This is a genomic window from Polaromonas sp. P1_E12, from assembly GCF_056405975.1.
Genome location: NZ_JBFUBB010000002.1, coordinates 238786 through 259376, shown reverse-complemented (window position 1 = coordinate 259376; position 20591 = coordinate 238786). Strand labels below are relative to the sequence as shown.

General features: G+C 61.6%; 18 protein-coding genes. 10 read left to right on the top strand and 8 right to left on the bottom strand.

Annotation, left to right across the window (positions count from 1 at the left end; all coding sequences use genetic code 11):
* Positions 1 to 59 precede the first annotated feature (59 nt).
* Complete coding sequence (locus AC1D13_RS07010) at positions 60 to 1172, top strand: substrate-binding domain-containing protein (RefSeq protein ID WP_477689252.1); 1113 nt, start codon at positions 60 to 62, stop codon at positions 1170 to 1172.
* 35 nt (positions 1173 to 1207) lie between these two features.
* On the opposite strand, the gene senA is transcribed toward AC1D13_RS07010, so the two are convergent.
* A complete protein-coding gene (gene senA / locus AC1D13_RS07005) occupies positions 1208 to 2464 on the bottom strand; it encodes a selenoneine synthase SenA (RefSeq protein WP_477689251.1) in 1257 nt (418 codons plus the stop codon).
* Between the two features lie 393 nt (positions 2465 to 2857).
* On the opposite strand from senA, the gene AC1D13_RS07000 reads away from it, so the two are divergent.
* The 5 genes from AC1D13_RS07000 to AC1D13_RS06980 all read left to right on the top strand — a co-directional run bounded on the left by AC1D13_RS07000 (position 2858) and on the right by AC1D13_RS06980 (position 8708).
* Positions 2858 to 4624 carry a FimL-related protein gene (locus AC1D13_RS07000; RefSeq protein ID WP_457280022.1) on the top strand — a complete coding sequence of 589 codons (1767 nt, stop codon included), beginning with the start codon at positions 2858 to 2860 and terminating at the stop codon, positions 4622 to 4624.
* Positions 4625 to 4750: 126 nt separating this feature from the next.
* Entirely contained in the window at positions 4751 to 5812 is a 1062-nt protein-coding gene (selD, locus tag AC1D13_RS06995; protein WP_477689250.1) for a selenide, water dikinase SelD, read from the top strand.
* Positions 5813 to 5977: 165 nt separating this feature from the next.
* Positions 5978 to 6517, top strand: a complete 540-nt coding sequence (locus AC1D13_RS06990) for a TRAP transporter small permease subunit (RefSeq protein WP_457280020.1) — start codon at positions 5978 to 5980, stop codon at positions 6515 to 6517.
* A gap of 47 nt (positions 6518 to 6564) precedes the next feature.
* The gene (locus AC1D13_RS06985) at positions 6565 to 8106 is read left to right on the top strand and encodes a TRAP transporter large permease (protein ID WP_457280019.1); all 1542 of its coding nucleotides are present in this window, start codon (positions 6565 to 6567) and stop codon (positions 8104 to 8106) included.
* A 104-nt stretch (positions 8107 to 8210) separates the two neighbouring features.
* A complete protein-coding gene (locus AC1D13_RS06980; RefSeq protein ID WP_457280018.1) occupies positions 8211 to 8708 on the top strand; it encodes a hypothetical protein in 498 nt (165 codons plus the stop codon).
* A gap of 205 nt (positions 8709 to 8913) precedes the next feature.
* On the opposite strand, the gene AC1D13_RS06975 is transcribed toward AC1D13_RS06980, so the two are convergent.
* The 6 genes from AC1D13_RS06975 to AC1D13_RS06950 all read right to left on the bottom strand — a co-directional run bounded on the left by AC1D13_RS06975 (position 8914) and on the right by AC1D13_RS06950 (position 16116).
* A complete protein-coding gene (locus AC1D13_RS06975) occupies positions 8914 to 9993 on the bottom strand; it encodes a TRAP transporter substrate-binding protein (protein WP_457280017.1) in 1080 nt (359 codons plus the stop codon).
* 224 nt (positions 9994 to 10217) lie between these two features.
* Positions 10218 to 11297, bottom strand: coding sequence for a TRAP transporter substrate-binding protein (locus AC1D13_RS06970; RefSeq protein WP_457280016.1), 1080 nt, complete (start codon positions 11295 to 11297; stop codon positions 10218 to 10220).
* A 261-nt stretch (positions 11298 to 11558) separates the two neighbouring features.
* Positions 11559 to 12638 (bottom strand): TRAP transporter substrate-binding protein, encoded by a 1080-nt coding sequence (locus AC1D13_RS06965; RefSeq protein WP_457280015.1) that lies wholly within the window; start codon positions 12636 to 12638, stop codon positions 11559 to 11561.
* Positions 12639 to 12897: 259 nt separating this feature from the next.
* Positions 12898 to 14799 (bottom strand): 1-deoxy-D-xylulose-5-phosphate synthase, encoded by a 1902-nt coding sequence (dxs, locus tag AC1D13_RS06960; protein ID WP_477689249.1) that lies wholly within the window; start codon positions 14797 to 14799, stop codon positions 12898 to 12900.
* A 65-nt stretch (positions 14800 to 14864) separates the two neighbouring features.
* Complete coding sequence (locus tag AC1D13_RS06955; protein ID WP_477665605.1) at positions 14865 to 15785, bottom strand: polyprenyl synthetase family protein; 921 nt, start codon at positions 15783 to 15785, stop codon at positions 14865 to 14867.
* A 70-nt stretch (positions 15786 to 15855) separates the two neighbouring features.
* Complete coding sequence (locus AC1D13_RS06950; protein WP_477665604.1) at positions 15856 to 16116, bottom strand: exodeoxyribonuclease VII small subunit; 261 nt, start codon at positions 16114 to 16116, stop codon at positions 15856 to 15858.
* A 278-nt stretch (positions 16117 to 16394) separates the two neighbouring features.
* Here AC1D13_RS06950 and AC1D13_RS06945 point away from each other — a divergent pair, with 278 nt between their 5' ends.
* The 4 genes from AC1D13_RS06945 to AC1D13_RS06930 all read left to right on the top strand — a co-directional run bounded on the left by AC1D13_RS06945 (position 16395) and on the right by AC1D13_RS06930 (position 19978).
* Entirely contained in the window at positions 16395 to 17513 is a 1119-nt protein-coding gene (locus tag AC1D13_RS06945; RefSeq protein WP_477665603.1) for an aromatic ring-hydroxylating oxygenase subunit alpha, read from the top strand.
* 96 nt (positions 17514 to 17609) lie between these two features.
* Positions 17610 to 18605 carry a DMT family transporter gene (locus AC1D13_RS06940; protein ID WP_477665602.1) on the top strand — a complete coding sequence of 332 codons (996 nt, stop codon included), beginning with the start codon at positions 17610 to 17612 and terminating at the stop codon, positions 18603 to 18605.
* Between the two features lie 10 nt (positions 18606 to 18615).
* Entirely contained in the window at positions 18616 to 19515 is a 900-nt protein-coding gene (locus AC1D13_RS06935; protein WP_477665601.1) for a sulfurtransferase, read from the top strand.
* 55 nt (positions 19516 to 19570) lie between these two features.
* Positions 19571 to 19978, top strand: coding sequence for a hypothetical protein (locus AC1D13_RS06930; RefSeq protein WP_477665600.1), 408 nt, complete (start codon positions 19571 to 19573; stop codon positions 19976 to 19978).
* 130 nt (positions 19979 to 20108) lie between these two features.
* On the opposite strand, the gene AC1D13_RS06925 is transcribed toward AC1D13_RS06930, so the two are convergent.
* Positions 20109 to 20291, bottom strand: coding sequence for a hypothetical protein (locus tag AC1D13_RS06925; RefSeq protein WP_477665599.1), 183 nt, complete (start codon positions 20289 to 20291; stop codon positions 20109 to 20111).
* Positions 20292 to 20591 lie beyond the last annotated feature (300 nt).

Here is a 20591-nt window from a genome sequence, read left to right as displayed (position 1 = left end):
GCCCTTCGCCCGTCGCTGCTGACCTGTGCACTCATAATCAGTGCACTTACCGCCTCGCCATGCATAAAGTCGAACTCTCTTACCTGCTCACGCCACAGCGGGGCAAAAACGCCCTGATACGCAATCCGCTGATGGACATGCTCCATGCGGTGCGTGAACAAGGCTCCATCTCCAAAGCCGCCAAGGCGCTCGACCTGTCGTACCGCCACGTGTGGGGTGCACTCAAAGACTGGGAGCAGACCCTGGGACGAACACTGATCGTCTGGGACAAGGGCCAGCGGGCACGGCTCACGGAATTCGGAGAGAAACTGCTCTGGGCCGAGCGGCAGGCACAGGCTCGGCTGGCGCCCCAGATCGAAGCATTGCGGGGCGACATCGAACGGGCTTTTTCCACCGCCTTTGACGACAACGCCCATGTGCTCACGCTCTATGCCAGCCACGACGCAGCGCTTTCTGCGTTGCGCGAACAGGCGAGCCCGCGCGGGCTGCACCTGGACATCCGCTTCATGGGCAGCGTGGACGCCATTGCCGCCCTGAACGCGGGGCGCTGCATGATGGCCGGATTTCACACGCTGGACCAGCCTGGCAGTCAGTCCGTGACGGCCCTGACCTACCGCAACCTGCTCAAGCCCGGACTGCACAAGCTGATCGGTTTCGCCCATCGCAAGCAGGGCCTGATCGTGGCAAAAAACAACCCGCTGCACATCGCCGGCATCACCGACCTGGCAAGGCCGGGCGTGCGTTACGTGAACCGGGCGGAAGGCACCGGCACACGCGTGTTGCTGGACGAACTGCTGGGCAAAGCCGGTGTGGCGACTTCAGATATCCAGGGCTACCAGAGCCAGGAGCCATCCCATACGGCCGTGGCCCAGGCGATTGCCAGCAATGTCGCCGATGCCGGCCTTGGCATTGAAACGGCAGCGCGCGAGAAAGGCCTGGGCTTCATCCCGCTGGCGCAGGAGCGCTACCACCTGGTGTGCCTGAAGTCCGAACTGCCCACGCCGCAGGTGCAGGCACTGCTCAAGGAGCTCCAGAGCCGCGACTGGCAGGCCACGCTGGAAGAGTTGCCCGGCTACAGCGGCGAAACGGCCCAGAGCGGCAAGGTGCTGTCCCTGCGCGCCACCTTGCCCTGGTGGACATACCGCAAGGAAAAATTGGCGAAAAGTGCCTGAAACCCTTTCAGGACTAGCGCTACCAGCTATTCTTTTTATAGCGCGCAGGACCTGAAGCCACAGAAAATATCGTCCCGCCCGGGCAGGCAGAAGTTGCGGTAGCGGGGATGCTTCAGGCGCGCACGCGTTGCGAACGAGCCGCCGCGCAGCACCTTGTGGCTGCCGAACCAGGGTTCGGAATAGGCGGCGAAAGGACCGGGCACAAAACCCGGGTAAGCGCGAAAGGTCGTGCCCGTCCACTCCCACACGTCGCCCCAGCGAAAGCCCCTGCGGGCGGCCGTGCACGCAGCGACTTCCCATTCCACTTCTGCGGGCAGGCGGCGGCCGGCCCAACGGCACCAGGCGTCAGCCTCCCACCAGCTCATGTGCATGGCCGGCTGGTTGCCGAGCATGCGCATGGCCTTGCCAAAGCGGGTCAGCATTACGGCGCCGCTGGCCACACCAATCTGTTCAACGTAACGCGGACCGCGCCTGCCTTCGCTTTTGACGATGGCCTGCAACCACTCCCATCCCTCGGGCTGCCAGAACTCGGGCCGGTCATAGCCGCCGTCATCGACAAACTCCACGAACTGCGCCCAGCTCACCGGCTGCGCGTCGATCTCGAACTCGGGCACGCTGATGTCGTGCTGTGCCAGCTCGTTGTCAAAAACAAAACCTGCAGTGCCCGATGGTGCGGCAGAGCCCATTTTCCAGGTGGTAGCCGGGATCAACAGCGCGCCCCGCAGTGCCATGGGCGGGGGTGTGAAGGCTTGCAACAAATCCTTCTCAATAGGCACACCCAGCATCTGCGCTGCGTGGGTCAAGGCTTCGGCCTGCATGTCCTCATAAAAGAGGCACAGGCGGTAGAAGTAGAGCGCGTCGCCGTCCTCCCCGGCTTTGCCCAGCAATTCCAGCGTGCTTTCCAGCGTGTCGAGCAGATAGGCACGGCAAACTTCCACATCGGGCAGGTCAAGCGACCAGCGCTGGCTGTGCGGAACACTCGCAGGGTCCCACCAGCGGTCGGCATTGGGTTCCATCGAAGCGAGGCGGGTGTGCCCCGGTGCGCAGCGTATTCCCTGTGCACGCTGCACATTGCGGCCGATCCACCATTCCTGGAACCAGCCGACGTGGCCGAGCATCCACAGCGGGGGGCTCAGCAGCGGGGAGCCCGGCACGGCAAAACCAACGGATTCCAGCGCCTGCTGGTACTGGCCAAAAATCCGCAAGGTGTGATTGCGGGCATCCATCAGCGCCAGCGACAGGACGTCACGGCCGGCGCTGCGCATGAGGGGCGAATCGATCTGGCGGTCCATCGCGAAAAAAATGATTGCTGGCGGGAGTAATGAAAAGGTGTAGCGTCTTGAACCCGCACAAAGTCTGGCAAGCACTGACACGAATGGACACAAACAAGACACCATCAAAGCCGCGCGCCGATTGAGACCAGAATAGCAGACGGACGACCGGCTGGCGCGCATAAGTGTTTAGGTTGCATACTGGGCTCGAGGACAAACAAGGGGGCCTGCCAACCCGACGAAATATTGATGGCAAGGTGTCGCGCCACGGCGACTTACCCCCTTTTGTAACAACAAGTACACGGATAGACTCCGGCCAGTCGCCCCGTATCTTGAGAATGCCTGCGGGTGTCTGGAGGACGCATCGACTGCCCCTTGACCCCGCCCCTTGACTCACTCACCAGCACGCCACTTATGCAACCACACGATCTGAACTCATCGCCCGCCGAGCTCGACATGACGCTCCTGGACCTCGGGCCCCTGGCGTGGGTGCTGGAAGAACTGCGCAAGTCGCTGGAAGGTTCCAACAAAGCCCTGAAACGCTTTTTGCGGGAGGCTGAAGGCGTCAGCAACTCCGATCTCGCCGCACTGGATGCCGGCCAGTTACGTACTGCCCGCCAGCAGTTGCACCAGGCGGTCGGCGCGCTGGAGATGGTCGGCATGAGCGCGCCTGCGCTGGTGCTGCGGGCCATGGAAACGGCGGTGCAAAAATTCATCCAGACACCGGGGCAATGCACACAGGACGCTGCGACCAAAATCGAACTGGCCGGTTTTTCCCTGACGCATTACCTCGAAGACGTGCTGGCCGGCAAACCGGTGTCTGCGGTGTCACTTTTCCCCCAGTACCGCGACATCCAGGGCCTGGTTGGCGCCGACCGCGTCCATCCGGCGGATCTCTGGGTGTTCCAGTGGCGCTGGATAGAGCCGGTCCTCAATATCACTGTCGATGCCAGGGCGTACGGCGGGGAATCCAGGCAGCTGCTGGACCGGTTGATGCTGACCCTCATCCGAACCGGTGACGCGGAAGCCGCGCAAAGCCTCAGCGATGTCTGCCTGGGGTTCGCCCAGGGCCAGACCGGCATTGAGCCCAGGACCTTCTGGAAAATTGCAGCGGCGTATTTCGAAGCACTGGCAAAAGGCCTGCTGAAGATCGATCTCTATGTAAAGCGTGCAACCCTGCGCATCCTGCTGCAGTATGTCTGGCTGGCCAAGGGTACGGAGGCGTCGGCCCGGCTTGCGGAAGATCTGCTTTTCCTGTGTTCCCAGGCGAAAGTCCCACGCTCCAGCGACGCGCCGGTGCTGTCGGCGGTTCGTTCAAGTTATGGCTTGACACGGTTCAAGCCGGTGGACTATGAGTCGGTCCAGTTCGGCCGCTTCGCCCCGGCCCTGATCGCGCAGGCCCGCAAGCGCATCAGCTCGGCAAAGGAAACATGGTCTGCAGCCACCGCCGGAGACCTGAGCAAGTTCAAATCCCTGAACGACCAGTTCAGCCTGGTGACGGATTCACTGGTCAAACTGCATCCACCGAGCGAGCCGATGGCGCGGTCGCTGACGCGCGTGATCGCCTCGACGGTCAGTTCGGGTCAGGCCCCCAGCCCCGAACTGGCGCTGGAGGTGGCAACCGCGGTGCTGTACCTGGAAGCCGTGTTTGACGATTTCGACCCCAACGACCCGCGCCTGTGGGCCCGGACAGCCCGGCTTGCGGAGCGGCTTGAAAGCGCCAGGACGGGCGGACAGCCACAACCACCGGAATCGTGGATGGAGGAGCTGTACCAACGCGTCAACGACAAACAGACCATGGGAAGCGTGGTGGGTGAACTGCGCGTGGCCCTGGGTGTGCTGGAAAAATCCCTCGACAGCTTTTTCCGCACGCCGGAGGACAAAAAACCCCTGGCCGTGGTACCAGGGCAGCTCGCGCAGATGCAGGGCGTGCTGTCCATGCTGGGGGTAGACCAGGCAGCCCTGGCGGTAATGCATATGCGCGAACTCGTGGAACAGATGCTCAAACCTGGTGCCAATGAGCAGCAGGCCCACATGGCGGGATCGGTCGATCGCCTCGGCAATAACCTCGGAGCCTTGAGCTTCCTGATTGACATGCTCAATTACCAGCCCGGTCTGGCCAAAAAGCTGTTTGTGTATGACGCGGTGAAAGGCGAACTGAAGGCCGACAAGGACAACTGAAGCGCCAGGAGCGCGGCCGGGGTTGCGCCTGAGGGCAGCAGGTGAAATGCTCGAGAAAACCCCCTTGTTTTAAACTGGCTGCCCCGCGCACCGCCGGTACCGCGGGAACGCCATTGAAAGCACGCCATGAACGCCCCTGAAACACTTCCGGGCACCCCACCCCGGCTCACCAGCCTGTCGCATGGCGGCGGTTGCGGCTGCAAGATTGCGCCTGGCGTGCTGAGTGAAATTCTCAAAAACTCCAGCAACCTCCCGATTCCGCCGCAGCTGCTGGTAGGCATTGAAACCGCCGACGACGCGGCTGTTTACCTGCTCAATGACGAGCAGGCGCTGATCGCGACGACCGATTTCTTCATGCCCATCGTCGATGATCCCTACGACTTCGGCCGCATCGCCGCCACCAATGCAATCAGCGACGTCTATGCCATGGGCGGCACGCCCATCATGGCGCTCGGGCTGGTGGGCATGCCCATCAATGTGCTGCCGCTGGAGACCATAGGCGCGATCCTGCGCGGCGGGCAGGACGTCTGCCGCGATGCGGGCATCCCGATCGCGGGGGGGCACACCATCGACTCGGTCGAGCCGATTTATGGCCTGGTGGTGCTGGGCCTGGTGCACCCTTCGCGGGTCAAGAAGAATTCCGGCGCGCGCACCGGTGACGTGCTGGTGCTGGGCAAGCCACTGGGCATCGGCATCCTGTCAGCGGCGCTGAAAAAAGAACAGCTGGATGCCGAGGGCTATGCCCGCATGATCGCGCTCACCACACAGCTCAACAAGCCGGGTATCGAGCTGGCACGCATGGAAGGCGTGCATGCACTCACCGACATCACCGGCTTTGGCCTGGCAGGCCACGGCCTGGAACTGGCCCGCGGGGCCGGCGTCCAGCTGCGTATCGACTGGCATCGCGTGCCGCTGGTCAGTGGCGCGCGCGAACTCGCGGCACAAGGCTGTGTGACGGGCGCCTCTGGGCGCAACTGGGCCAGCTATGGAAATGAACTGCGTTTGCCCGCCGCCTTTGCCGACGTAGACAAAGCCCTGCTCAGTGACCCGCAAACCTCCGGAGGCCTGCTGGTGTCCTGCAATGCAGACAGCGCCGCCGAGGTTCTGGCAATTTTCCACGCCCAGGGCTTTGCCGAGGCGGCGGTCATCGGGGACGTCACCGCCGGCCACGGGCTGGCCGTACGCTGAAAAAATGCGCGAGAGTCTGGCACAAGCCGTAAAACCCTAGGGTAAACCCGGAAATTTTTTGTCAGTCTTTATTCAGTGCTGCGGGTGGCATCCGTCGTACCATTCATGCCTCGACGTACCCGGGTGGGTACTTTCTCATTCAAAAGAACTTATCGGAGACATCCCGTGTCCGCACTCCTCAAACTCGCACTGGCCTACGACTGGCTGACCACGCGACTGGGCAAGATCGCCGCCTGGACGGTATTGCTCGCCGCGATGATTTCCGCCGGCAACGCCTTTGTGCGCTACGGCCTGGACATCAGCTCCAACGGCTGGCTTGAAATCCAGTGGTACCTGTTCGCCGCCACCGTGATGCTGGGCGCACCTGTGGTCCTCAAACTCAACGAGCACGTGCGGGTCGACATCATTTACGGCAAGCTCAAGGGCAACGGGCCGGTGTATGTAGACATCTTCGGCCTGGCCATCTTCCTGCTTCCCGTGATGGGCCTGCTGGCCTACCTGAGCTGGCCGCTGTTCGTGAGCATGCTGCGCTCAGGTGAAGTCTCAGGCAACGCCGGCGGCCTGATCCGCTGGCCCGCGATGCTGCTGCTGCCGCTGGGCTTCGGTCTGATGTTCGTACAGGGCCTCTCGGAAATCATCAAGCGCATCTGCTATCTCCAGGGCAAATTCGAGATGGATACGCACTACGAAAAACCGGTTCAGTGATCCGTTTGCATCGCTCGTTCCCATAAAAATACTTTCAGGACTACCCCATGCAGATGGAAAATTTTGCCCCGATCATGTTCGCGGGCCTCGTGCTGATCATGCTGATCGGCTTTCCCGTCGCCTTCTCGCTGGCCGCCCTCGGGCTGGCCTCGGGCTTCCTGGCCATCGAGATGGGCTGGTTTCCGGCCAGCTTCATGTCCAACCTGCCGCTCAACATGTTCGGCATTTTGTCGAACGAGCTGCTGCTGGCCATTCCCTTCTTCACCTTCATGGGCGCCATCCTTGAAAAGTGCGGCCTGGCCGAAGACATGCTGGACTCCATGGGCCAGCTGTTCGGCCCCGCCAAGGGCGGCCTCGGCTACTCGGTGATCATCGTCGGCTTCATCCTGGGCGCGATCACCGGCACTGTGGCTGGCCAGGTGATCGCCATGGCGCTGATCTCGCTGCCCGTGATGATCCGCTATGGCTACAACATGCGCTACGCCACCGGCGTGCTGGCGGCCTCCGGCACCATCACCCAGCTGGTGCCGCCGTCACTCGTGCTGATCGTCATGGCTGACCAGCTGGGCCGCTCCGTCGGTGACATGTACAAGGGCGCCTGGGGCCCCTCCATCCTGCAGGTGCTGATCTTCGCGGGCTACACCTTCATGCTTGGCGTGTTCAAGCCGCACCATGTTCCCGGCGTTCCGAAAACCGCGCGCACGCTCAACGGCTGGGCGCTGTGGGGCAAATGCCTGCGCGGCATCATCCCGTCGGCCATCCTGATTTTTGCCGTGCTCGGCTCCATGGGTGGCCTGCCCGGCATCAACACCGCCATTGCCACGCCAACCGAAGCCGGCGCCATGGGTGTGGTGGGTGCGCTGATCCTGGCGGCCATGCACAAACGCCTGACCCCGGCGTTGATCTGGGAAGCCATGAGCGGCACGATGCGCCTGACAGCCATGGTGGTCTTCATCCTGATAGGTGCACGCGTCTTCTCGATGGTGTTCCAGGGCGTGGACGGCGCCAAGTGGGTCGAGCACATGCTCAGCGGCCTGCCTGGCGGCCAGACCGGCTTCCTGATCGCCGTCAACCTGTTCATCTTCTTCCTGGCTTTTTTCCTCGACTTCTTCGAGATTGCTTTCATCATCCTGCCCATGCTGGGCCCCGTCGCCGACAAGCTGGGCATCGACCTGATCTGGTTCGGCGTGCTGCTGTGCGTGAACATGCAGACCAGCTTCATGCACCCGCCCTTCGGCTTTGCGCTGTTCTACCTGCGAGGGATCGCCGACACCCTGTTCAAGGAAGGACGCATTCCCAAGCCGATCAAGTCCAATGACATTTACCTGGGCGCTATTCCCTGGGTGGCGATGCAGCTGATTCTGGTGGCGATCGTCATCTTCGTGCCGCAAACGGTGACGATCTTCCTCGACAAACCCGAGGTGGTCGACCTGGACAAGGTCAAGATCGAGATCCCCGTCGACGAGAGCGCGACCCCGCCCGCGGGCGGGGCCAGCGGTGCAGCAGGCACAGACCCGCTGGCCCCGCCGGCGGAGCCGAATGCCGATGACGAACAGAAAAAACTCGACGAACTGTTCAAGACCAAATAACCGATCGCAGCCTTCCAGGCCAGCGTCCAACGCCCCTTTCGCGAGGGGCGTTTTTATTGGCAGCCCATACTGTCAGTTTTTCCTTTCCATACCGCGAGCACTCCATGGACCCCGTACCCGCCCCCAGCACCTATTTCGGCCCACCGCCCTTCAAGTTCACCCCGACAGGTGGGAGCATCTCGGGGCAGGCGTTTTCCGTGCCCTTCAAGGTGTTGGCCACCGCCATCGTGCTGGCCCTGGCCGCGGCTTTTGTCCAGGCCTGGCTGGCTGGGAGGGCCTCAGGCGCGGCTGCCGGCGGGGGGTGGTTCATCGCCGGACTGCTGATGGTGGGCTACACGTGGTGGCACATCCTGCGCAGCGTCACGCGCCTCGACGAACAAGGCCTCTACCAGAGCTGGGTCTGGGACAAGCACATGGAGCTGCGCGAACTCGCCTACGGCAAGCTGATCCGCGTGCGCGGACTCGAATGGCTGATCGCACCACGTCTGTATGTGCGTACCTTGATGGGGAAGTTCGCGGTGTTCTACGCCGCATCGCCCGAGATGGTCGCGGAATTTGAACGGCTGGTAAGCGAGTTGAAGACCTTTCGCAGCCAACGCTGAGGGCACGGCTCACTGCCGCCGGAAAGGCAGGCGAAAAAAAACCGCGACATGTCGCGGTTTTTTATTTCCCGGGAAAACGGGGAACCACTGATTTCCCTTTCAAGCAGGGGCCGCGGAACCGGCTTCGCCGGGCCGCAGGCGCAGCGGCCCCCTCGGGGGGCAGCGCATTACACGAAGTCGAAGACGCAGTGAAAAGCGTGGGGGCTTATAAGGTGACACCCTGCATGTACGTGTCGAAGCGCGACTCGGCGAAGCGGAACCAGAGGATCTGGTCCTTCTGGAAAGCACGGTAGTCGGTGTATATCTTTTTCCAGTCAGGGTTCTTCTCGGCCAGCTCGGCATACAACTCCATCGACGCCTTGAACGAGGCATCGAGCACGGGCTTGGGAAAGGGCAAGACCTTGGTCTTGGCGCCCACCAGCTGTTTCAGTGCGGTCGGGTTGCGTGCATCGTACTTGGCCTGCATGTCGATGTGCGCATGTGAAGCGGCGGCATCGATGATCGCGCGGTACTCTGCGGGCAGGGCTTCCAGCGCCTTGTTGTTGACGAAAAAATCAATCTCAGGGCCACCTTCCCACCAGCCGGGGTAGTAGTAAAACGGAGCCACCTTGTTGAAGCCCAGTTTCTGGTCGTCGTAAGGGCCCACCCACTCTGCGGCATCCAGCGTGCCTTTTTCGAGTGCCTGGTAGATTTCACCGCCAGGCAGGTTCTGCGGAACCACGCCGAGACGCTCCACCACCTTGCCGGCAAAGCCGCCAATACGGAACTTCAGGCCTTTCAGGTCAGCCACGGTCTTGATTTCCTTGCGGAACCAGCCACCCATCTGGGTGCCCGTGTTGCCGCCAGGAAAGCTCACCAGGTTGTATTTGGCGTAGAACTCATTCATGAGCTTGCGGCCATTGCCTTCGTACATCCAGGCCGACATCTGGCGCGAGTTCATGCCGAATGGAATCGCTGCGCCGATGGCAAACGCTTCGTTCTTGCCGAAGTAGTAGTAAGGCACGGTGTGGCACATTTCCACGGAACCCTGGCCGACACCATCGACCACACCAAAAGCAGGCATCAATTCGCCGGCGGCGTGGACGCTGATCTGGAATTTGCCGCCAGTCATTTCGCTGACCTTCTTGGCGAACACTTCGGCACCGCCGTAAATGGTGTCAAGCGGCTTGGGGAAACTGGAAGCCAGGCGCCAGCGGATGGCCGCTTGCGCGTGAACAGCAGGTGCCACACCGGCGGCCAGTACACCGGCAATGCCGGCGTTTTTGATAAGTGAACGACGATCCATTAAATGCTATCTCCTGAAGGGTGGTCGGGTTTGCGGTCCGAATGGACGTGCGGGGCGCCCAGCTGGCAATCGACGGCTATGCAAGCCGCGCTTTTGAGCAAGAGGGCGGAGATCTATTTTGTCAGCATTTCACACCACTTGCCCAACCCGGTTTTACAGTATCGGGACAGACGTAAAAAAACCGCCTGCAAGAGGCGGCTTTCGGGATGACCGATGGGCCGGGTTCAGAGTTTCTGGGCTTGCATGAAGCGGTCAAACGTGGCTTCCGTGAAGCGGAACCACAGGTTCTGCTCGGCGCGGAACTTGGAGTAGTCGGCGTAGATCTTCTTCCAGTTTTCGTTCCTCGCGCTGATCTCTTCGTAAAGCGCCATGGACTCCTTGAAAGCAGCGTTCATCACGTCGGTCGGGAATGGACGGAGCTTGGTACCCGCACCCACGAGCTGCTTGAGCGCACCCGGGTTTTTTGCGTCGTATTTGGCCTGCATATCGCCATGGGCCTGGGCTGCAGCTGCTTCCACAATGGCCTTGTTCTCAGGGGTGAGGGCGTCAAAAGCCTTGTTGTTGATGAAGAAGTCCAGCTCGGGGCCGCCTTCCCACCAGCCGGGGTAGTAGTAAAACGGAGCGACTTTGTTGAAGCCCAGTTTCAGGTCGTCGTAAGGTCCCACCCATTCGGCGGCGTCAATCGTGCCTTTTTCGAGGGCCTGGTAAATCTCGCCACCGGGAATGTTCTGCGGCACACCGCCGATGCGCTCCAGGACCTTGCCGCCGAATCCGCCGATGCGCATTTTCAGGCCCTTGATGTCTTTCAGCGACTTGATTTCCTTGCGGTACCAGCCACCCATCTGCGCGCCGGTGTTACCGCCGGGGAAATTGACGATGTTGTATTTTCCATAGAACTCGCGCATCAGCTTCAGGCCGTTGCCTTCGTACATCCATGCGCTCATCTGACGGCTGTTCAGACCGAAGGGAATGGCACAGCCAAGGGCAAAGGTCTCATCCTTGCCGAAGAAATAGTAGGGGGCCGTGTGGCACGCCTCGACAGAGCCTTGCTGTACGCCGTCGACCACGCCAAAAGCGGGCATCAATTCCCCAGCGGCATGAACCGACACTTCGAACTTGCCGCCCGACATGGCCTTGACGGCTTTGGCAAATACTTCGGCGGCACCAAAAATGGTGTCAAGGGACTTGGGGAAGCTGGAGGCCAGGCGCCAACGAACGGCAGCCTGCGCATGAACAGCAGGTGCTACACCTGCCGCCAGCACACCGGCAATACCGGCGTTTTTGATAAGTGAGCGACGATCCATAAAACTCTCTCCTGAAGTTATCGAATTTTGCGTTGATCTGCCAGATCGGTTCGGCCTGCTACAACTGTTGAATTGCATTGCCTTGATTGAATCGGCGGAGCATGGATACTTTGTCACTCTTTTGCATAAAAACACCCCGTTTTTACCCGTAGATCGCGCACAAAAAAGCCGCCTGGGCWGGCGGCTTTTTGACGAAAACGTTTCAGCGAGCGGCTTGCCAGTTGCAAGCCGCTCGCCCCCTATCTGATCAAGTTGATGGCTTTACAGCTTCTGGCTCTGCATGAAACGGTCGAAGGTCGCCTCGGTAAAACGGAACCACAGGTTCTGGTCGCCGCGGAATTTCGAATAGTCCGCATAGACCTTGCGCCAGTTTTCATTTTTGGCCGACAGCTCTTCATACAGCTTCATCGACTCCTTGAAAGCGGCGTTCATGACATCGGCGGGGAACGGCCGGAGCTTGGCGCCAGCACCCACCAGCTGCTTCAGGGCCGTCGGATTCTTGGTGTCGTATTTGGCCTGCATGTCGACGTGTGCGGCGGCGCTGGCCGCTTCCACAATCGCCTTGTATTCGGGCGACAACGCGTCGTAGGCTTTCTGGTTGATGTACAGGTCCAGCTGCAGGCCGCCTTCCCACCAGCCGGGGTAGTAGTAGTTGGGTGCCACCTTGTTGAAGCCCAGCTTCTGGTCATCGTAGGGACCGATCCATTCGGCAGCGTCGATGGTGCCTTTTTCCAGCGCCTGGTAAATCTCGCCGCCGGGAATGTTCTGCGGCACGCCGCCCAGGCGCTCGATGACCTTGCCGGCAAAACCGCCGACGCGGAATTTGAGGCCCTTCATGTCGGCAATGGACTTGATTTCCTTGCGGAACCAGCCACCCATTTGCGCGCCGGTATTGCCGCACGGAAAGCTGATCATGTTGTATTTGGCGTAGAACTCGCGCATCAGTTTCAAGCCGTTGCCCTCAAAGGTCCAGGCGCTCATCTGGCGGCTGTTCAGGCCAAAAGGAATGGCGCCGCCGATGGCAAAGGTTTCGTCCTTGCCGAAGAAATAGTAAGGCGCCGTATGGGCTGCCTCGATGGAGCCTTGCTGCACGCCGTCGACCACACCAAACGCGGGCATCAGTTCGCCTGCAGCATGGACGGAGATTTCAAACTTGCCGCCTGAAATCGCCTTGACATGCTTGGCAAACGTTTCAGCACCTCCATAGATCGTGTCCAGCGATTTGGGGAAGCTGGATGCCAGGCGCCAGCGAACAGCGGCCTGTGCGTGAACAGCCGGCGCAACGCCTGCTGCCAAAACACCGGCAACGCCGGCGTGTTTGATGAGTGAACGACGATCCATCAGGTTGACTCCGAAAGGTAAAAATGAAAATTCCACTGGGCTCAGGCACCAGTCAGACCGTTTTGCAGGTCTTTGGGAATTCTAAAAATGAGGGGGTCTCGACCCGGCCGGGTTTACCCTTGAAGAGCTGACGGGAAGCTGAACAGATGTGGCCCCCACGGTCGTTCGCTTCGCGTAACTCCCTGCCCCCCGAGGGGGCCGCCCGCCTGTGGCCCGGCAAAGCCGGTTCCACGGCTCATGCTGGCTTTAAGAGTCTTGCCTAAGCTACCGACTTTAGGGTGGGCTTGCCGGTTCCCAGCAGAGCAGAAAACCGCGCCCTCACGGACGCTTCGATGCCTGCGGCATCGAGGCCTTGGAGGGCGAGCAGTTTTGCGGGATCGCCGTGTTCGATGAACTCGTCTTTCAGGCCCAAATGCAGCACCTGTTTGTTGACACCTGCGGCTTGCAGGGCTTCGCTGACTGCGCTGCCGGCGCCACCCATGATGGCACCCTCTTCCACTGTCACCAGGGCTTGGTGGGTGGCTGCGACCTTGAGCAGCAACTCGACATCCAGCGGTTTGGCCCAGCGCATGTTGACCACTGTGGCGCCTAGTTTTTCTGCGGCTTGCAGGGCCGGGTATAGCAAGGTGCCGAAAGCCAGGATGGCAACACCCGAGCCTTCGCGGCGGACTTCGCCTTTGCCGAAGGGCAGCGCCTCAAGGCCGGTTCCCGGCTGGATGCCGGCGCCGGCGCCCCGCGGGTAGCGTACAGCCACCGGATGGTTTTGCTCGAAAGCCGAGCTCAGCAGCATGCGGCATTCATTTTCATCGGCGGGGCATGCCACACTCATGTTGGGAATGCAGCGCAGGTAAGGAATGTCATAGGCGCCCGCATGCGTGGCGCCATCGGCGCCAACCAGGCCGGCGCGGTCCAGCGCGAACACGACAGGCAGGTTTTGCAGGGCCACATCGTGGATCAGCTGGTCGTAGCCGCGCTGCAGAAAGGTGGAGTAAATCGCGACCACGGGCTTGAGCCCTTCGCAGGCCATGCCCGCGGCAAAGGTCACCGCATGCTGTTCCGCAATACCGACGTCATGGTAGCGTTCAGGAAAGCGCCTGTGGAACTCAACCATGCCCGAGCCTTCTCGCATGGCCGGCGTGATGCCGACGAGCCGGCTGTCGTGCTCGGCCATATCGCACAGCCACTGGCCGAACACCTGGGTGAAGGTCTGCTTGGCCGGTGCGGTGGATTTTTGCAGCCCCATGGCCGGATCGAACTTGCCGGGGCCGTGGTAGGCGATGGGGTCGGCTTCGGCGAGCTTGTAGCCCTGGCCTTTTTTGGTGACCACATGCAGGAACTGCGGGCCGCCCTTGGTGTCCATCAGGTGCTTGATGTTCTCCAGCGTGGGGACCAGCGACTCCAGGTCATGACCGTCGATGGGGCCGATGTAATTAAAGCCGAAGTTTTCAAATAGCGTGGCAGGCACGACCATGCCCTTGGCGTGCGACTCCAGGCGTTTGGCCAGTTCCAGCAGCGGCGGCGCCACGCGCAGCACCTGCTTGCCCATGTGCCTGGCGGATGCATAAAAACGCCCGCTCATCAGCTGGGCCAGATAACGGTTCAGCGCGCCCACCGGCGGGCTGATGCTCATGTCGTTGTCGTTGAGCACCACCAGCAGCTTGCAATGGTCATGCACACCCGCATTGTTCAGGGCCTCGAAGGCCATGCCGGCGCTCATGGCACCGTCTCCAATGATGGCCACCGCATGCCGGTCTTCGCCTTTTTGCTGGGCGGCCAGCGCCATGCCCAGTGCGGCGGAAATCGAGGTCGATGAGTGGGCCGTGCCAAAGGTGTCGTAGGGGCTTTCGTCGCGGCGCGGAAAACCCGACAGGCCGCCAAACTGCCGCAGGCTGTCCATGCGCTCGCGCCGGCCCGTGAGGATTTTGTGCGGATAGGTCTGGTGACCCACGTCCCACACCAGGCGGTCTTCGGGGGTGTTAAAGACGTAATGCAGAGCCACCGTCAGCTCCACGGTGCCCAGGTTCGAGCTCAGATGGCCGCCGGTTTTTGAAACGCTGTCAAGCACGTAGGCACGCAGTTCGTCGGCCAGGGGTTTCAGGTCAACGCGGGGCAGGCTCCGCAGGTCGGCGGGGCTGTTGATGGTTTCAAGCAATGGGTACATCGTGGTGTCGCTGTTTATGGCAAGGCCGGTTTCCCGGTCCGCGGTATTCAATCCTGATGACGGCTTCAATGATGACGGTTCACAAGCATGTCCGCCAGTGCGCGCAGAGCATCGGTGTGACCCAGCCCGCTGGCGTCCAGGCTGCGCAGTGCCTTGCCCAGCAGTTGCTGCGCATAGGCTTTGGAGTCTTCCAGCCCCATCAGCGATACAAAGGTGGGTTTGTCCTGGGCGGCGTCCTTGCCGGCCGTCTTGCCCAGTGTGGCGGAATCAGCGGTGACGTCGAGGATGTCGTCAACGACCTGGAAAGCCAGGCCGACGGCGGCGCCGTAATCGTGCAAGGCGTCTTGAGCGGCCGGTGTCGCAGCACCACAGGCCGCGCCCATCATCACGCTGGCCTGCAGCAGCGCACCGGTCTTCAGCCGGTGCATTTCATGCAGCTGGACGGACGTCAGCGGCAGGCCCACGCTGGCAAGGTCAATGGCCTGGCCGCCGGCCATGCCCTGAAAACCGGCCGCCTGGGCCAGCATGCGGCACAGGCGCGCCTGTGTGGCCGCATCGACTGAGTCATCGGGAGGCGTGAGGAATTCAAATGCCAGCGCCTGCAGGGCGTCGCCGGCCAGTAGTGCCTGGGCCTGGCCGAACTTGACATGCACCGTGGGCTTGCCGCGGCGCAGCACATCGTTGTCCATGCAAGGCATGTCGTCGTGTACCAGCGAATAGGCGTGGATCAGCTCTACCGCGCAGGCGGCCCGCAGGGCGGCTTGCGCATTGCCCTGCACGGCCTCGCAGGCCGCCATGACCAGCAGCGGCCGCAGGCGTTTTCCACCGTCGAGCACGGCATAACGCATGGCGTCGCCAAGGCCCGCAGGCGCAGGCGCATCACTGGGACAGGCAACCCAGCGCGACAAGGCGCTCTCGACATTGGCAAGCTGCCCGGCACTCCAGGCGCTCAAGGTAAACAGGGGCAGTTTTTCAGGGGCGTTCAATCGTGGGTCTCTTTTTTAGGGGGTGAAGGAATGTTCTGCCTGCAATGCGCCGTGGCGCCGGCTGCGCCGGTTATTCCTGCACCCACGGTTTGAGTTCCGTGCCTTCCAGCACCTTGATCTGGGTTTCCACGGCCTCGAGCTTGTCCCTGCAGAACTTCAGCAGCTGCGCACCGCGCTGGTAACCGGTGAGCAACTGGTCCAGCGGCAGCTGCCCGGATTCCAGGCTGTCAACCAACCCTTCGAGTTCCTGCAATGCGGCCTCATAGCTGGCGGGCAATGCCGGAACAGCGGTAGCGGAAGCAGCAGCGGTGGACGAAGGACTTTTGGCCATGGTGATTTGGATGAAGGCTGATTTTAGGCCGTTGCAGGCAGGTTGCGGCCCCGGCGCCCGAGGCTACGAATCCATACATCTCTATTATCCGGTGGCGGCGCGCGAAGACCCGCAAAAAAGCCCGCGCGGGTACAATTGATAACAGTTCTCGATAACGGCAGTACCCCTGCTGCGGGATATCCGGCCTTGTTTTCTCCGTGGGCTGTCGCTCAGCCTGCCTACCCGCTTGTCAACAGCCTCCACCGCCTTGGCGCGGAGGCATGTTCACCGAAATTTGCATGTCTGATCTCAGCCTCCGTCTCCTGCAGGCCACCAGCCAGCTCCCCATTTCCAGCTATTTTGATGCGGGCCTGTACCAGCGGGAGCAGCAAAAGCTGTTTGCCCGCGGGCCGCGCTACCTGGGCCATGAACTGGCCGTGCCCCACCTGGGCGACTATTACGCCCTGCCGCATGAGGGCGAAGGCCGGGCGCTGGTGCGCAACGCTTCGGGCATCGAACTGATCTCCAACGTCTGCCGGCATCGCCAATCCACCATGCTGCAGGGCCGCGGCAATACCGGCAGCAACATCGTCTGCCCGCTGCACCGCTGGACCTACAACACCTCCGGTGAGCTCATCGGCGCACCGCACTTCGAGATCGACCCCTGCCTGAACCTGAACCGCTACAAGACCACGACCTGGAATGGCCTGGTGTTCGAGGACACCGGCCGCGACGTGGCGGCCGAGATGTCGCAGCTGGCCACCTACGCCGACCTCGACTTTTCCGGCTACCAGCTCGACAAGGTGCACCTGCACGAGTGCAACTACAACTGGAAGACCTTCATCGAGGTCTACCTGGAGGACTACCACGTCGGCCCCTTCCACCCCGGGCTGGGCGGCTTTGTGACCACCGACGACCTGCGCTGGCAACTTGAACCAAACTATTCAGTGCAGACCGTGGGCGTGTCAGACAAGCTGGGCAAGCCCGGCACCGACACCTACAAGAAATGGCATGACGTGGTGCTGCAGTACCGCAAGGGCGTACCGCCCAAATACGGCGCCATCTGGCTCACCTACTACCCGCACGTGATGGTTGAGTGGTACCCGCATGTGCTGGTGGTCAGCACGCTGCATCCACAGGGCCCCGACAAGACGCTCAATGTGGTCGAGTTTTTTTACCCCGAAGAAATCTGCGCTTTCGAGCGCGAATTCATCGAAGCGCAACAAGCCGCCTACATGGAAACCTGCGTGGAAGACGACGAAATCGCCCTGCGCATGGACGCCGGCCGCAAGGCCTTGATGGTTCGCGGCGACAACGAGTTCGGGCCTTACCAAAGCCCCATGGAAGACGGCATGCAGCACTTTCACGAGTGGTACCGCCGCGAAATGGGCGCCAGCAAAACCACGCAGATGATCTGACGGCACCGGAACTGCTATTTATTTGATAGCTGCTTGCGCAATACCATTGCGGATCCCAGCCACTTTTACCACTCATAACTTCTTACCCTGAAATCGATGCAAGCCGTCTGGATGATTCTTTCCTCCTTCCTGTTTGCCACGATGGGGGTCTGCGTCAAGTACGCGTCGGAACACTTCAACAGCGCCGAACTGGTGTTCTATCGCGGCACCCTGGGCATCGTCTTCATGGCCGCCTACGCCCGCGCGCGCGGCATCACCCTGGCCACCCGCTACCCGTCCATGCATGCCTGGCGCAGCGTGATTGGCGTGATGTCGCTGTCGGCCTGGTTTTACGCCATTGCCCATCTGCCGCTGGCGACCGCCATGACGCTCAACTACATGAGCAGCGTGTGGATTGCGGCCTTCCTGGTCGGCGGCGCTTTGATGGCCTGGGCGCCGCCGAAGGCAAATGACACGCTGAGCGCCGCCGGGCCGCCCCAAGGCGCGAGCGCCCCCTCGGGGGGCAGCGCAGCACGCGAAGCGGCAAGCGTGGGGGCTCTATTTTCCAGCCAGGGGCCTCTCGTCATGGCCATCCTCGCCAGCTTTGCCGGCGTCGTCATGTTGCTGCGCCCTGCCATCGACCAGAACCAGACCTTCGCCGGGCTGGTGGGCCTGATGTCCGGCCTGGGCGCCGCCTTTGCCTACATGCAGGTGATGGCGATTTCGCGCATGGGTGAGCCCGAAACGCGCACCGTGTTTTATTTTGCCGTGGGCACGGCGGTTGCCGGCGCGCTCGGCATGTGCGTCATGGGCATCACACCCTGGAATTGGGAACACGCGCTGTGGCTGCCGCCCATCGGCATCCTGGCTTCGCTGGGCCAGCTGTCCATGACCAAGGCTTATTCCATGTCAGAAAACCATGGCGGCACGCTGATGGTGGCCAACCTGCAGTACTCGGGCATTGTGTTCGCGGCTATCTACAGCCTGATCCTGTTTGGCGACAATATCCCCCTGATCGGCTGGGCCGGCATGGGCCTCATCATCGTCAGCGCGATTGCCGCAACTGTTTTGCGCGCCCGCGCTGCGCCCAATGCCCCGGCTGAAGAGCATTAAGGAGTTTTCCATGAGCTACACCACCCTGATTTCCGCCGAACAACTGCAAGCCCTGATGGCATCGGCCAAGCCCCTGCGTATCTTCGACTGCACCTTCGACCTGATGAAGCCGCACGCCGGCCAGGAGCAGTACCTGGCCTCGCACATTCCCGGCGCCGTGTATGCCAACCTGGACACCGCATTGAGCGCCAAGCACGGCGTGGCGGGCGCCCATGGCGTGATCACGGCCAGCGGCGCTGATGCACCGGCATCAGGTGGACGCCACCCGCTGCCAAACCGCGAGAAGTTCGCCACCTGGCTTTCCAGCGTCGGTTTTGCCAACAACATGCAGGCGGTGGTGTATGACCGCAACGGCGCCAACTACTGCGGGCGCCTGTGGTGGATGCTCAAGTGGGCCGGTCATGAAAACGTGGCGGTGCTCGACGGTGGGCTGCAAGCATGGCAGGCCGCCGGCGGCGCCGTCAACAGCGGCGAAGAACCTGCGCATTTCCAGGCCAGCTTCCTCCTGGCGCCGGAAAAAGCCACATTGGTATCGGCCCAGACCGTGGCGAGCCAGTTGGGCCGCCCGGCACAAACACTGGTTGACGCGCGCGCCACGCCACGCTTCAAGGGCGAGGTGGAGCCGCTGGATCCGGTGGCCGGCCACATCCCCGGCGCATTGAACCGCCCCTTCGGCCAGAACCTGGGGCCCGACGGAAAGTTCAAGCCGGCAGTCCAGCTCAAGGCCGAGTTTGAAGCCCTGCTGGCCGGCCGCGACCCGGCCACCGTGGTACACCATTGCGGCAGCGGCGTCAGCGCCGTTCCCAACATCATTGCCATGGAGTTGGCCGGCCTCGGAAGAAGCGGGCTCTACGCCGGCAGCTGGAGCGACTGGTGCAGCGACCCGGCGCATCCGGTCGCACAGGGCTGAGGCCGCCCCGCTTCGCGGCGCCGCCAGAAACACAAAAACCTGCACGCTGGAAAGCGTGCAGGTTTTTTTCATGTTGAAGCGGCCGCGCAGGACCCGCTCAAAAAGTACCGGTCAATGCCGGATTTTCATATCCGATTACTTGGCCGGAGCGCTGGCTGCCGTACCAGGCGTCGCTGCGTCACCTGTCATCGGAGACGTGCTGGTTCCCATTGGGGTGCTACCGGTTGTGGACGTACCCATCGAAGAGCTGCTGCCTGTTGGGGATGGCGTGGTCGACGGCGAAGGTGTGGTCGAGGGTGAAGCGGCAGGTGTCGAAGGCGACGCGCCGGTGTCTTCCACCTTTTTGCCACAGGCTCCCAGTGCCAGCAAAGCGGCCAGGGCAACGGCGGTAAGGGCAGCAGGTTTGAATTTGGATGCGTGCATGTCGGTTTCCTTTTTTGAAGATGAAATGGCTGAACGGTGAGTGGCTGAACGTCAGCCGGAATTCAATTTAGCCCGCTACATCGGGCTTACCCCATGAGACGGTGTCCCACAGGGCTGTAAGCGTTTTTCGCCTGATGCGCACGCGAACGTTTGATGAAAAAGCACCCGCATCAATGCGCGCGTGCGTGGCCGGACAGCCGGATGCGCTTGTGCGGGTTGTCAAGGCGTGACCCCGACGAAGGGCCGGCACCACGACTGCTCCGCGAGCCGTTGTCCGGCCGGTCACCCAGGCGTCCTTTCGAAGGGCTGGGTTCGGGCCTGTGGGAGTGAATTGTCTCTGCGGCGGTTTTCATGACGGTCTCCTTGAAGGTCACCTCTGCTTGCGGCAGAAAGCCGCAGCGAGGTGCAGACTGTTGAGTGGGATTGGGGGGTGGGTTGCGGCGCTTGCACACCTGCTACGCACCTGTGCCTGCCTTATTCACTGTAGGCATCGTTGCGGCCGAGGAATGTAGGCAATGCCTGTGGATTGCGTAGGAACAAGCCTACAAACCCTCTTCTTTCGTCTTTTTCCTTCGGACGCCAGCGTTCAAATCCCACTGGAAAAGAAAGCCACGCAGGTCAGTACCGGCCACCAAAAATATTCAAAAATCGAA

Coding starts and splice junctions, on each gene's coding strand:
- AC1D13_RS07010 (WP_477689252.1), top strand. CDS start 60: ATGCATAAAGTCGAACTCTCTTACCTGCTCACGCCACAGCGGGGCAAA.
- senA (WP_477689251.1), bottom strand. CDS start 2,464: ATGGACCGCCAGATCGATTCGCCCCTCATGCGCAGCGCCGGCCGTGAC.
- AC1D13_RS07000 (WP_457280022.1), top strand. CDS start 2,858: ATGCAACCACACGATCTGAACTCATCGCCCGCCGAGCTCGACATGACG.
- selD (WP_477689250.1), top strand. CDS start 4,751: ATGAACGCCCCTGAAACACTTCCGGGCACCCCACCCCGGCTCACCAGC.
- AC1D13_RS06985 (WP_457280019.1), top strand. CDS start 6,565: ATGCAGATGGAAAATTTTGCCCCGATCATGTTCGCGGGCCTCGTGCTG.
- AC1D13_RS06980 (WP_457280018.1), top strand. CDS start 8,211: ATGGACCCCGTACCCGCCCCCAGCACCTATTTCGGCCCACCGCCCTTC.
- AC1D13_RS06975 (WP_457280017.1), bottom strand. CDS start 9,993: ATGGATCGTCGTTCACTTATCAAAAACGCCGGCATTGCCGGTGTACTG.
- AC1D13_RS06970 (WP_457280016.1), bottom strand. CDS start 11,297: ATGGATCGTCGCTCACTTATCAAAAACGCCGGTATTGCCGGTGTGCTG.
- AC1D13_RS06965 (WP_457280015.1), bottom strand. CDS start 12,638: ATGGATCGTCGTTCACTCATCAAACACGCCGGCGTTGCCGGTGTTTTG.
- dxs (WP_477689249.1), bottom strand. CDS start 14,799: ATGTACCCATTGCTTGAAACCATCAACAGCCCCGCCGACCTGCGGAGC.
- AC1D13_RS06950 (WP_477665604.1), bottom strand. CDS start 16,116: ATGGCCAAAAGTCCTTCGTCCACCGCTGCTGCTTCCGCTACCGCTGTT.
- AC1D13_RS06945 (WP_477665603.1), top strand. CDS start 16,395: ATGTCTGATCTCAGCCTCCGTCTCCTGCAGGCCACCAGCCAGCTCCCC.
- AC1D13_RS06940 (WP_477665602.1), top strand. CDS start 17,610: ATGCAAGCCGTCTGGATGATTCTTTCCTCCTTCCTGTTTGCCACGATG.
- AC1D13_RS06935 (WP_477665601.1), top strand. CDS start 18,616: ATGAGCTACACCACCCTGATTTCCGCCGAACAACTGCAAGCCCTGATG.
- AC1D13_RS06925 (WP_477665599.1), bottom strand. CDS start 20,291: ATGAAAACCGCCGCAGAGACAATTCACTCCCACAGGCCCGAACCCAGC.